11 protein-coding genes and 6 tRNA genes are annotated in these 12666 nt (G+C 33.0%); 3 read left to right on the forward strand and 14 right to left on the reverse strand.

The genetic code is table 11. From position 1 onward, the window contains the following. The first annotated feature begins 254 nt into the window (after nt 1-254). The 3 genes from UMR38_07580 to UMR38_07590 all read left to right on the forward strand — a co-directional run bounded on the left by UMR38_07580 (nt 255) and on the right by UMR38_07590 (nt 3049). Nucleotides 255-1535, forward strand: coding sequence for a cation:proton antiporter (locus tag UMR38_07580; protein MEC9485721.1), 1281 nt, complete (start codon nt 255-257; stop codon nt 1533-1535). Further along, nucleotides 1505-1783: a hypothetical protein gene (locus UMR38_07585; protein ID MEC9485722.1), complete on the forward strand. Its 279-nt coding sequence runs from the start codon at nt 1505-1507 to the stop codon at nt 1781-1783. The genes UMR38_07580 and UMR38_07585 overlap by 31 nt, the downstream gene beginning before the upstream one ends. Before the next feature lie 144 nt (nt 1784-1927). Further along, nucleotides 1928-3049, forward strand: coding sequence for a PfkB family carbohydrate kinase (locus tag UMR38_07590; protein ID MEC9485723.1), 1122 nt, complete (start codon nt 1928-1930; stop codon nt 3047-3049). A gap of 44 nt (nt 3050-3093) precedes the next feature. On the opposite strand, the gene UMR38_07595 is transcribed toward UMR38_07590, so the two are convergent. The 14 genes from UMR38_07595 to UMR38_07660 form a co-directional block, all read right to left on the reverse strand. After that, a complete protein-coding gene (locus UMR38_07595; protein ID MEC9485724.1) occupies nt 3094-4158 on the reverse strand; it encodes a hypothetical protein in 1065 nt (354 codons plus the stop codon). A gap of 177 nt (nt 4159-4335) precedes the next feature. After that, nucleotides 4336-5487, reverse strand: a complete 1152-nt coding sequence (locus UMR38_07600) for a hypothetical protein (protein ID MEC9485725.1) — start codon at nt 5485-5487, stop codon at nt 4336-4338. An 85-nt stretch (nt 5488-5572) separates the two neighbouring features. Continuing rightward, on the reverse strand, nt 5573-6139 hold the full coding sequence (locus UMR38_07605) for an indolepyruvate oxidoreductase subunit beta (GenBank protein ID MEC9485726.1): 567 nt from the start codon (nt 6137-6139) through the stop codon (nt 5573-5575). After that, a complete protein-coding gene (gene iorA / locus UMR38_07610) occupies nt 6136-7929 on the reverse strand; it encodes an indolepyruvate ferredoxin oxidoreductase subunit alpha (GenBank protein ID MEC9485727.1) in 1794 nt (597 codons plus the stop codon). Before iorA ends, UMR38_07605 begins: the two co-directional genes overlap by 4 nt. A 142-nt stretch (nt 7930-8071) precedes the next feature. Next, nucleotides 8072-8779 (reverse strand): fructose-bisphosphatase class III, encoded by a 708-nt coding sequence (locus UMR38_07615; protein ID MEC9485728.1) that lies wholly within the window; start codon nt 8777-8779, stop codon nt 8072-8074. A 54-nt stretch (nt 8780-8833) separates the two neighbouring features. Then, entirely contained in the window at nt 8834-9502 is a 669-nt protein-coding gene (locus tag UMR38_07620; protein MEC9485729.1) for a 5'/3'-nucleotidase SurE, read from the reverse strand. Between the two features lie 93 nt (nt 9503-9595). Next, nucleotides 9596-10975: a hypothetical protein gene (locus tag UMR38_07625; protein ID MEC9485730.1), complete on the reverse strand. Its 1380-nt coding sequence runs from the start codon at nt 10973-10975 to the stop codon at nt 9596-9598. A gap of 75 nt (nt 10976-11050) precedes the next feature. After that, a complete protein-coding gene (locus UMR38_07630; GenBank protein ID MEC9485731.1) occupies nt 11051-11683 on the reverse strand; it encodes a hypothetical protein in 633 nt (210 codons plus the stop codon). Between the two features lie 394 nt (nt 11684-12077). Beyond that, nucleotides 12078-12153 (reverse strand) — tRNA-Phe (locus tag UMR38_07635). Between the two features lie 4 nt (nt 12154-12157). Then, nucleotides 12158-12233 (reverse strand) — tRNA-Asp (locus UMR38_07640). Between the two features lie 4 nt (nt 12234-12237). Beyond that, nucleotides 12238-12314 (reverse strand) — tRNA-Met (locus tag UMR38_07645). A gap of 53 nt (nt 12315-12367) precedes the next feature. Then, nucleotides 12368-12460: transfer RNA gene (locus tag UMR38_07650), tRNA-Ser, on the reverse strand. A 23-nt stretch (nt 12461-12483) separates the two neighbouring features. Beyond that, nucleotides 12484-12560, reverse strand: a tRNA-Ile gene (locus UMR38_07655). 6 nt (nt 12561-12566) lie between these two features. Continuing rightward, a tRNA-Met gene (locus UMR38_07660) sits at nt 12567-12643 on the reverse strand. Nucleotides 12644-12666: the final 23 nt, after the last annotated feature.

Raw genomic sequence — 12666 nt, forward strand, 5'->3', positions numbered from 1 at the left:
ATATTATGCATTATTTCATTATTTTTTTAAACTCAAACATATAATAATAATATCGTATTACTACTTAATATTTTTAATAAGGCCTAAAGAAAATTATTTTTTTCAATTCTGAATCTGTATTGCTATTTGGTGGTTTTTGACCATTGATTGACTATTCAGTCATTAAAAACACCTTGAAAAGTAATTTTATAGGTGTATAATGCATAAGTGGATAATAAAGATTTAGACATTTTTATTTCTTGGGAGTGAATTAAATGGTTTTATTAAATGCAACATCTGGTGCCGTTATATCTAGTTTAATTGTAGATTTAGGCATCATTATATTACTCGGACTATTAATGGGCAGAATATTTGAATATTTAAAAATACCTGCGATAACCGGATACTTGGTAGCAGGTTTATTATTGGGTCCAATTACACATTATATTGATTATGAACAACTAGGCAATTTATCAATAATCTCAGACATCGCACTTGGTTTTATTGCTTTCCAGGTTGGAACTGAATTATGGTTCGGTAAATTAAAGAAGTCAGGTATGAAAATAGTCATTATTACAATCGTTCAAGCTATTACAACTACAACGCTAGTCATACTGATTACATTACCTTTTGTTGAACTTCCGGTTTCATTAATTTTAGGTGCAATTGCAGCTGCTACTGCACCGGCACCAATTATGATGATTATTAAAAAATATCGCACAAAGGGAGAATTAACAGACACTATTTTACCTGTTGTAGGATTAGATGATGCTGTTGGTGTTATTTTATTTGGAATCTTATTATCAATTAGCATTACACTAATGGGGGTAAATACAAACCATAGTTTTATCCATATCATTACCGAACCATTAATTGAAATCGGAATTAGCATTGTAATTGGATTAGGTGTTGGTTACCTGTCAGGTCTATCAGCTAGAAATATATCTTATAGTAATGATCGAAAAGAAAAAAGTTTGAATGTCATTGTCATAACTGTGTTACTAACAGTTGGGGCTGCTTTGCTATTCGGGGCTTCACCTATTCTAACACCAATGCTTGCGGGAACTGTTGTAACGAATATGATTAATAAAGAATGCTACCATTTAGAAGAAGAAACAATTCGATTTTTTGTCCCACCAATTATGATTGCATTTTTTACAATAGCAGGTGCTCAATTACGATTTGATGTAATATTATCTGCAGGATTAATTGGACTTCTATACATAATTGGTAGAATAATTGGAAAGTTCTTTGGAGCATATTTAGGATCTACTTGGACCAATTCAAGCGATAAAGTAAAAAAATACTTAGGTGTTAGTTTATTGCCCCAATCAGGTGTAGCAATTGGATTGTCAATTGCAGCATATAATGCAATAGCTCCGGTTAATATGGAACATGCTTTAATTATAAAAAATGTGATTTTAGCATCAGTATTGTTCTTTGCATTAACTGGTCCTCTGCTTGTAAAAATAGCATTCTTCAATGCGAATGAAATAGTCTACACAGAAGATAAGAAGGTGAAAACATGGAAAAATACAACGATATATCAAAAATAACAAACGATTATTTAGATGGAAAACTAAGTAAACTACATTTAGATTATAATTCAAAAAATACTTTAGATCTTATCATTGAATACCAAGACCATCATTCCGTTTGGTTTGATTACGAAGTAATTTTAAACCTCAAAAACGGTGAAATCCGTTCGGGTTCTCATAAGTCAAAAGGCTTTTTTTCTAAGGTTAACTTAGAACGAGAAACTTCTTTTGAAAATGCATTACAAAAATATATTTTACACCATTAGCATCACAAAAAACCTATCAAAGTCTATATAATATTCAATTATGCCCTCAATCCGTATTTTAAATGAGAATTTGTTACCCTTAAATAATAATTTTATTATTCACCTACGTTATAGTATAATGTTATTTAGAGAGAGGTGATGATAATGAATCAAAAGAAAAGTGTCCTTTCAAAGTTAAAAAAGAAGGACCCTAAATCATTAAATATGGTTATTGGTTTTGATGGATTTATCGATGAAATTATTGATGTTGTGGATAAAAGACAAAATAGTAAAGACTATGTACGTATCGACACAATTAAAGAACTTGCCACAAGAATTGATCGTGCAGCTAACTTATCAACAAATATTGAATTAGTGCCTAAAATTAAAAAAATTGGTGGAAATGGACCAATAATGTGCAAGGCATTAAGTGAGCATGGAAGTAATATCACGTATTTAGGTGCACTAGGTTTTCCCTCAATTGATGATGTTTTTAGATCTTTATCGAATAATGTATCCTTGTTGTCTTTTGCCAATAATGGGCATACAGATGCGCTTGAATTCGATGATGGTAAATTAATGCTCGGTAAGATGTCGAGTTTAAATGATGTAACTTATGAGAATTTATTGAATATTTTACCAAAAGAAAAACTTATTACACTTTTAAATAAGAGTGATTTGTTCGCAACGGTAAATTGGTCAATGTTGCCTAACATGACTGAGTTATGGACTTCTTTAATTGATGAAATACTACCGCAAATGAATAACAAAAAACGGTTCTTGTTTATCGATTTGGCAGACCCCGAAAAACGAGAAAACAAGACCATCATTCAAGCTCTAACATTACTTAAATCGTTTAAAAGTAAATTTAAAGTTGTCCTTGGTCTCAACAAAAAAGAAGCTTATGACATCGCAAAAATATATCGTCTATTTAATGAAAAAGCTTGTGATAATATGAGAATCCCTTTAGAAGATATTGCTCATGCGTTATATAATGCGCTACAATTAGATACATTGGTTATTCATCCTGTAGAAATGGCATGTTGTGTTGTTAACAATACATATTATGAAGTTGATGGGCCTTACACTGAAAAACCAAAACTAACTACTGGTGCTGGAGATAACTTTAATGCTGGTTTCATGTTAGGTCAATTATTAGAAATGTCTCCAGAAGAAAGCCTAATTACTGGTGTTGCAACAAGTGGTTTTTATGTAAGAAAGGCTAAAAGCCCTAATTTCAAAGAGTTACAAACCTTCATTAATGATTGGAACAATGATAAAATATAAATCACAAAAGAGCAACGAATGTTAACATTCATTGCTCTTTATTTTTAGGCTATCGCTTTGTATTTAATTTGATTATCACGTGTATTATAATATATAGCAAATTCCTTTGTCTTAGTATTAAAGTGGATCATAACAACATATAAATAAATTGGACTAAGCCTTTCAATCAAGGCTTCTGCGGTCGTCATAGCATTATTTACTGTCGAAGCTTTAAACTCAATACCTAATAATTTTCTGTTAGAAAAGTTGTTTTGAATCACTTCAAAATCCGATTCTTTTGCATCTTCAAGTATTTGTGTTTTATAATACCTATTTACAAAATGGGTTTGCAAGCTTGTCATGAGTTCTTCTTTTAAATTCATAACTTCTTGATTTTCAATATCGACTTCTTCTAAGTATTCTTTTATGGCTAATTCTATAGCGTTTCTAACAATTGCAACGCTTGAGAAGATATTTTTATTGATAAATGCCATATTTAGTCTTCGATATTTCGTTTGTAAGTCTTTTATCTTTTCATACTTAGTAAAGTCAATAACTGTATCATTATAGTTATGAATTACATTATTACGATGAAAAATAATTTCTTTAAAATCATCAAAATCATCATCAATTACATCAAAATCTTTCGCGTAGTTATCGACAATATCATAAAGTGGTAAACGATCACCTAATTCAGAATCGTATTCATTTGAGATATAATCTTTGACAACTCGCTCTAACTCTAAATATTCAGTAATAAACTCATCAAGAGAAATTTGTTTTTGGTTAGGGTCGACAGTTGCTGTATCAAATGATTTCAAAATATCCTTAACACGTCCTGGATCAAATAGCCTATAAACATAAAGCGCTAATAAAGCAATCGCATGAATGGTAAAAAAACTGATGATATATGCATAGACTAAACTATATTCTAAAAAGAAGTTTAATAAATTGAAGATGATAATAACAAGACAAAATATAATAACAAATATCATCTCATAATAGACCTCTTTTTTTAGTTGATCAAGAACATAACTATCATACTCTTCTGATTTTTCTTCCTCTAAATTATTTATAAAGTAGGCATAAGAAACTGGTAACAAAGCAATTAAAGCTGCCAAAGTTTGCATACTTGAAGAATAAATCCACGTAACATTTGAGGGCTGACTATTAAAATCAATAAAAAAGTATACAGCTATAAAGATAGCTAATAAAAGGGTAAAAAATATCACATTATAAATTGAAAAGACAAATACGAGAGACTGTTTAAAAAAACCATTTGCTTTCTGTTTCACTCTACCACATCCTTAAGATATTGTTCTTTTAAAGTACAGTTCTTTGAGATATTCTAAAATATCCTCTTGCATTTTCCATACTCCATAGAAATCGTCTAAATACTTACGTTCTATTTCTGATGCATCTTCATAAAGATCTTGCTTTGTACATAACATTTCCATAATTACTGGGCTAGCATTATAAGCCGTCTCATAAATGGTATATTCTAGTGGTTCGTAAGCATTGATTAATCCGTTAAATAATTCAACATAGGCTTTGAAAATCCCGTCATCAAGTTGCTCTGATATCGATAAAAATTCTTCAAAATCACCCGTTGCTAAAAGGGGTAATAAAACTGATTCTCTAATCTTTAAAACATCCAAATCATCATACTGTAAAGCCTTTTGATATAAGAATTTGGCTTCTTCATAGTTACCTTCCCATTTATGTAACAAAGCAAGACTCTCAAGCGCTAATATATAATCTCGGTAGTTTTCGTGATAATAAAAACGATGCGGGGGATTTATTAGGTCATCTTCATGGACTTTTTCAAAGGCACGAATAATGACATTCAATAATTGCTTATAATCTTGTATTCTGACAACATTTAAGAAAAGTGACATCCCTGAATGAGCAAATGGACATATTTTCAATAAATTATAGGTAATTTTTTCATAACCATCGACCTTAGCATCGTATAAATCAAAAATCATATCTTCGATTAAATCAATAAAATCATGATCAATCGGCTTTTCATCTTGGAGTAAGTAAAATTGTGAGAACGCATTTTTATCAGGTATAGGGTCTAACGTACTAATTTCATGTTCGGTGAATATTTGCCATACTTCTTCTAACAAAAATGACTCTTGGTCTTCAACATCATGAACTAGGTTACTTAAAACAGGCTGGATGATAGACTCAACAATGTTATACAACTCTTTTTTATAAGAAACAGTTCTGATTTTTCTCAAACCATCATCGATATATGTATCGTCTTTTAAGTCGTGTAGTTCACATAGAATAATAAATACGGCGCCAACAAATCGATTGGGTTTAATGGTTTCGTCATACTCGGATAAGGCAGCCTTAAAAACATCTAAGAAGGATGGTTCTTCAATAAATATCGTGTAATCAATAAGATGATTATATTGTATAATGAGTTGATCTAATAATTCTCTTTTCATATACGGCTCCTCTTTACTGCTTATAATCATTATAACACATAAAAAAAGTAGATGTCACTCTACTTTTTTAATAGGAGGGAAAAGATTATAGTTCTTTACCTTTATTGAATGCTTTTTTGTTTAAACCTATATATTTTTCTTTAACTGTATGCTCAATAGCCGCTTCTATATCAAGATTATTTAACTGATAAGCATTAACCAATGCCCCTAACATCATAATATTCATTACTTTGGCATTGCCTAATGCTTTAGCTTGTTCAGAAGCATTTATAACAATTGTGTGAACTTTGCTTTTTAAATCTTCAACGATACCACTAGGATATGGTACTTTCCCATTCAATGTTACCATTGAATTAATTTTATGATTATTCACAATTAAGAGCCCGTCGCCAGATAAATAATCAATAGCGCGTTCAGCTTCCATCAATTCAAATGCGATTAGCACATCTGCTTTTCCTTTCTCTATAACAGGGGAAAATACATTGTCACCAAATCGAATCTCTGAAGAGACACTGCCACCCCTTTGGCTCATACCATGAATTTCACTCATTTTAACATCATATCCAGCGTTGATTAACGCATCACATATTACTTTTGCTGCTAGGATGGTTCCTTGTCCGCCTACTCCAACAAGTTTAATTGATTGTGTCATGCGGTCTCACCTACTTTTACAATCGCATCAAATGGACATATTTGCAAACATACATCACAGCCAACACATGTCGTTTTATCTATCGACATCTTGCCTTTCTCCTTGTCAAAGACTAGAGATGGACAACCACTTCTTAAGCAGGCTTTGCATCCAGTACATGTGTCTTGCAAGACAGTATCTTGGGTCTGCCACATATCTTTATATGTCTCAAAATCTTCCTCTTTATACCGTTTTTTTAGCACACAAGGCCAATTCGTGATAATGACTGACATTTCATCTAGTTCTAAGGCCCAATTGATTGTGGCTTTTACTTCATCTAAATCATTTGGATTAATCTTTTTAACATGCTTTATCCCAAGTGCTTTACAGATTGCCTTAATGTCACCAATTTGAGCTGAATCACCTTGTAACTTGTATCCACTTCCAGGATTATCTTGTTGTCCAGTCATCCCGGTAATACGATTATCAAGAATGATATTTATTGTCTTTCCACCGTTATAAACAGTGTTTAACAATGAGTTAATTCCTGTATGGAAAAACGTACTATCTCCCATAACCGAAACCAATCGTCTATCATCATCTTTTTTTAAGTCCGTGATAGTTTGTGCACCATGCCCTGTAGAATAAGCAGCACCCATACATATTAACCAATCCATCATGTCATAAGGCTGCCCTACAGCTAAACTATAGCAACCAATATCTCCAGCTACAATGATCTTCTTACGTTTTTTTCCAAGTTCATAGAAAAATCCTCTATGAGGGCATCCACTACAGAATGTTGGAGGACGATTGACAACTTTATCTTCGTTGACTGTTAGACTCTCTATATTTTGACTTAGAATTGCGCGTCTTATGACATCTGGGGTAAGTTCTCCTGTATAAGGGAAAACATCTCTACCAATGACTTTGTGCCCTAATTCTTTAGCAAACGATTCAATATAAGGATCATTCTCTTCAATGACATAAACTGTCTCATGTTGTTGACAAAAATCATCAATTTTTTCCTTAGGTAATGGGTGAGTGAATCCAAGTTTTAAATAATTAACAGTATCTCCCAATGCTTCTTGAGCAAACTGATAAGCCATACCAGAAACAATAACACCCTTTGATTGGTTATTATCTACAACCATATTTAAGTTGGTCTCATCAGTGAAGATTTTTAATTTATTCAAACGGTCTTCTACTTTGTGCCGTAATTGTCTTCCAATGGCAGGAACAGCAACATATTTATTAAAGTTCTTCTCATATTTTTTAGGTTGGACAGTTAGTCTATCTTCAAGTGTCACCATGCTTTTTGAGTGACATACACGAGTTGTTAACCGAATCATCACAATCGTGTCAAATCGTTCACTAAGTTCAAACGCAATTTTAACCATATCTTTAGCTTCTTGTGATGATGATGGCTCAAGCATAGGGATTTTTGCAAATTTAGCATAATTTCGATTATCTTGTTCATTTTGACTTGAATGCATACCGGGTTCATCAGCACTAATCAGTACTGCACCTCCGTTTACACCTGTGTAAGCGAATGTAAATAACGGATCAGCCGCAACATTAACACCGACATGTTTCATCGCCGCAAGAGCTCTTCCACCGGCAATACTAGCCCCGATAACTGTTTCTAGCGCAACTTTCTCATTTGGCGCCCATTCAGCTATAATTTCATCATATAATCCAACGTTTTCTAAAATTTCTGTAGATGGTGTTCCTGGGTAAGCACTGGCAAAATGAACACCTGCTTCATATGCTCCTCGAGCAATAGCCTCGTTTCCAGTTAATAATTTCCTCATATTTTCACCTCATAAAGTAAGCGTTTTCTTATTTTATCCAAAAACATTATATCAAAATTATAGGTAAACCTCAAAGAAATTTAATGTTTTTATGAAAACGCTAACACTTTATTGTGTTAAAGTTTAAAAAAGGTCACTGAAGCTAAGCTTCAATGACCAATACATTCAATTCATTCGATATCTCTACAAAGCGATCGATAAGTATTTTGCCAGAACGGTATAAAATATCAAATGCGCTAGGGTTTGTTTTAAATAGTTGCCTATAATTTGCCCCGGGTTCCCTGATTGTTGCAACACGATGATGTCCAGCTACGACTGTCCTATTAGGAATAGGGTCACAGGTAATTTCTCTTGTCCATACGTAATCATCTTGGGACATCTCTTTCCAATCTCCTTTTGATGGATCAATGCCACCATGAACAAAGATGTATTCCCCTAGCTCAAAATACAATGGAAGTGACTTCAACCACGAAAGTAAATATGGATATCGTTTATGTATTACATCTTGTATCTTTTCAAGATTATGTTTCTTTGGTACTAAACCAGATAAACTAAAGAGTGTTTTATCAGTACCATTATGATTAATGTTAAACCATGCACGCTGATAATCTCCTTCTAAGAATTCAATTAAAAATACATCATGATTTCCTAGAAGTATGTCTGCCATTCCTTTTTTATGAGCATTATATAAATATTCTAAAACTTCTTTAGATTGATCTCCACGGTCAAACATGTCACCTAAAACATACAAATGATGATTCTTTTCATGAGCCTCATATCCTTCATTGTTTAAAGAAGCTATCATAGCGTCATAAAAACCATGAATGTCACTTATCACAAAATATTTCATGTTTATCACCTAGTTACATTATAACAAAGCTAAATAAAAAAGCATAGTTACTCACTATACTTTGATTGGGCAGATGGAAATATATCCCTTCATATACGCTGAAATATCAGTATCTTCAGGGTATTCTTTATACGGTTTATATTGTCGATTGGGATAAAAAGTATCATCTTTTAAAACGCCTTCATAATGGAATGATCGATAGTAAGTACGACCCTCTATTATGCCTTTTGATGACTCGAACTTTTCCCTTGGAAAGTTAATATTCAAGGTATGGTTTGGTGACAATAAATTATTGTCAAATATATATTCTAAAGTGTTTTTTAATTCTTCTTTTAGTATTTTATTACCCCGTTTATCAGCACTTAAGGCAATGGTATTGTAATTGAAATACTGTGCTTGCAAGCAAGCACCAACTGTCCCGGAATATCTTGTATCAATTCCTAAATTATACCCATCATTAACACCAGAGACTACTAAGTCAGGTTGTAACTTTAATCCATGAATTGCGAAATTCACACAGTCAACTGGCGTTCCTTCTATTGCATAGGTATAATCATCAACTTTTACATAACGGAATTCACCAATTGTTAATGACATACTTTTCGCACTTTGTTGTTGTTGTGGGGCGACTAAATACACCTCACCATAATCTTCTAGTACAGATCGAGTATATTGTAATTTTTCTGAATCAATTCCATCATCATTTGTTAGTAATATTTGCATTATTTCACTTCCTTTTTAGCGTACAAAACTATTTTAACATTGGTTAGTTGCTTTTTAAGATGATATACAAAAAAAGGTTCATTTCTGAACCTTTTAAGTCTTTTTGTTTAGATGTAGCACCCAGAAAACCAATATTAATCCATATGTAATTGGGATCAGAAATACTAAATACGTCCATAAAACATTCCCCGTTGTAATTGCCAACCCTGGGAACATTAACAATGCAAATAATGGCAATGCTAATGAAATGGCAGTTCCGCTACCAACAACCATTTCTTCAGCTATTGGTGATTTAAAATCACTATCGATACCTTTTAATAACGCAAGACCAGTAGAAGCAGTACCTGTTAACATCCCAAACATTCCGATGAAATAGTGTACTTCATATTCATTATTGTAAACTTTTCGAGCAATCCAACGTAAATAAAATACCGTAGCTATTGTTCCAACAGTTGCAAGGACAAGTACTAATAACCAGTAGTTTTGAATTGATTCAATGGTAATAGTTAGTACAGCGGCAGTAATCATAAAGTTAAATGCCACTGAACTAATATTTGATAAGATATAGTTATTGGTTAAGAAGTTAACATTTTTCCCGCGTTCTTCAAATCGCTTTAATATGTTTCTAAATAATAAGGCATACAAGATTCCTATCAAGAAGTTAAAGCCATGAAAGACACCGGCAAATGTTTGACCTAAATCTCCTAACACAATTGGCAGATATATTTCAAGGACTGCAAGCGTCGCATATACAAAAGCATAAATGACAAATATGATTACCAATTGAACTGTTAAAGTGTCGAACACACGCAACTCTTTGATTGTTTCTATCTCAAAACTTTCTTTAATAGTAGCTCTTTCATCATGAAACTTATCAACTCCCATATTACGCTTACGAGCAAGATAGTTCAATATTATAACACCCATTACACCACCAACTAAAAATCCAATACTAGCTAGTGTCGCACCAAGAGCACCACCTTGTAATAAGTTTCCAACACCTTCGGCATAGCCTTTACCAATCGATGTAGCAAGCCCTGGTCCTTGGCCAAATCCTAACGGCAAGAGTAATCCGGCACCTAAAAAGATATCTCTAAAGAAAACAAAAACAATAAACACACCGATTACAGCTTGTAAAAGATAAGTAGTAACAATAATAATACCTGTCGACCATACTTTTTTATTTGCTTCTGACTTATCCCGTCTCAGTGTTAAAGCAATAAACCCTATGGCTAGACTGTGATAAACAACATTGTAAATTATTTCTAAACGTTCACCATTTTCACCTAACGGAACAATATTTAAGAAACCGTCAGATAAGATTAATCCAATAGTCCCTGCGATTAAAGCAGAGGGAATGATAATCTTGTTTAGAAACGGAATTTTCTCCTTGATAATTTTGGCAATAAATAGCAAGACCCCTAAGTAGATAAAGAAATTCATTGAACTCCAGTTCTCGATAATATCAAACACTATTATTGCACCTCCATTTTGTCATATATATGATTTATAAAACCATTATAACACAAATAATAGATTTTAATATATCTATTCTGAAAATCCAAACATAAACTGTCTCAAGTATTTACTGAAATATTCAACTTGTTTCTCATTATGAATAATATGTTTTTCATTGGGTGTTGTTCGATTATACTCATATAATCCGATAAACGCATAAGTTAGGAAGTTTAATCCAAATACATAGTTTTGCATTAACTCTTTATAAATTAATAGTTCGGTCTTCTTTTTATTCCAAGTTGGTCTAATTTTGTTGAAACTATCGAGAGTTCTAAATTCTAGTAAGCAGATTTTATTGTCATACTTAATAATATAGTCAATTCTCATCATTTTTGACATGCGGATTTTATATTCAACAAAGATCTCTGTTTGCTTATAAAATTTAGTTCCTACTTCTTTTTCAAGATGCTCACATATTCTTCTCATATAAACAAAATTATCTAACCATGACACAATTTCAGCGATAGAAACGTTCTTTCTAAATAGATTTCTAGCACTAAATAGATCTCTTAAAGACTTTGCGTACTCTCGATTTCTAATCGTTCGTCCCCTACTATTCATTGATCCACTTCTTATTGTCCATCCATTATACATATTGAGTGCATCAATAAATTCTATAAACTCATTTGGATTAGAAAAATATAGCAATGTATCGTTCTTCATTTGGTATCCTCTCTTCTTGATTTATATATACCCATCATACACAAGGAATAGCAAATAATAAAGGGATTTTTCAATTGATAAAACTAAGAAAAAAAACAACCATTTTATAAAGATATTTATTTTTTTAACCTAACTACTGAAACACTTAAAATACATGATATTTTTTTGTTTAAATATAAAAATTAAAAAAATAAATATAAGTTTTTAATTATAATTTTTTTATTGTAGAGTGTTTCCTATATAGTTAATTGATAAGCGTTTTCGTAAGTAGAAAAAATAAATATTACAAAAGATGATTCTTAGAAAAAGTCATTTAAATTTAAGTTCTATAATCTCCTTAGGGGTGTACAAATAAAAAAAGTCACTCTTAGGGTGACTTTAATTTTTATTCAAGTGGTGGCTCGAGACAGAATCGAACTGCCGACACAGGGATTTTCAATCCCTTGCTCTACCGACTGAGCTATCGAGCCATCATGGCGGTCCGGACGAGATTTGAACTCGCGATCTCCAGTGTGACAGACTGGCATGTTAACCACTACACTACCGGACCAAAATGGTTGCGGGGGAAGGATTTGAACCAACGACCTCCGGGTTATGAGCCCGACGAGCTACCAGACTGCTCCACCCCGCGGTATGTGTTAAAAAAATATATAAGATAATGCATAAAAACATCTAATCAGTAAATGGCGGAGGAAGAGGGATTCGAACCCCCGCGACGCGGAAACGCCCTGTCGGTTTTCAAGACCGATCCCTTCAGCCGGACTTGGGTATTCCTCCTGATGAAACTTTTAAAATAAATATGGTGGACCCGGCAGGATTCGAACCTGCGACCTACCGGTTATGAGCCGGGAGCTCTGACCAACTGAGCTACGGGTCCATAACTTGGTAGCGGCGGAGGGAATCGAACCCCCGACCTTTCGGGTATGAACCGAACGCTCTAGCCATCTGAGCTACACCGCCATAAGAAGATTTGTGGTGGAGCC

Origin of the sequence: Candidatus Izemoplasma sp. (genome assembly GCA_036172455.1) — a bacterium.
In the GTDB taxonomy this organism is placed as follows: Bacteria; Bacillota_I; Bacilli_A; order Izemoplasmatales; family Izemoplasmataceae; genus JAIPGF01.

Excerpts from the sequence above, each read along its gene's own strand:
- UMR38_07620 (MEC9485729.1), bottom strand. The coding sequence starts at position 9,502 with ATGCAAATATTACTAACAAATGATGATGGAATTGATTCAGAAAAATTA.
- UMR38_07585 (MEC9485722.1), top strand. The coding sequence starts at position 1,505 with ATGGAAAAATACAACGATATATCAAAAATAACAAACGATTATTTAGAT.
- UMR38_07605 (MEC9485726.1), bottom strand. The coding sequence starts at position 6,139 with ATGACACAATCAATTAAACTTGTTGGAGTAGGCGGACAAGGAACCATC.
- UMR38_07630 (MEC9485731.1), bottom strand. The coding sequence starts at position 11,683 with ATGAAGAACGATACATTGCTATATTTTTCTAATCCAAATGAGTTTATA.
- UMR38_07615 (MEC9485728.1), bottom strand. The coding sequence starts at position 8,779 with ATGAAATATTTTGTGATAAGTGACATTCATGGTTTTTATGACGCTATG.
- UMR38_07600 (MEC9485725.1), bottom strand. The coding sequence starts at position 5,487 with ATGAAAAGAGAATTATTAGATCAACTCATTATACAATATAATCATCTT.
- iorA (MEC9485727.1), bottom strand. The coding sequence starts at position 7,929 with ATGAGGAAATTATTAACTGGAAACGAGGCTATTGCTCGAGGAGCATAT.
- UMR38_07580 (MEC9485721.1), top strand. The coding sequence starts at position 255 with ATGGTTTTATTAAATGCAACATCTGGTGCCGTTATATCTAGTTTAATT.
- UMR38_07590 (MEC9485723.1), top strand. The coding sequence starts at position 1,928 with ATGAATCAAAAGAAAAGTGTCCTTTCAAAGTTAAAAAAGAAGGACCCT.
- UMR38_07595 (MEC9485724.1), bottom strand. The coding sequence starts at position 4,158 with ATGCAAACTTTGGCAGCTTTAATTGCTTTGTTACCAGTTTCTTATGCC.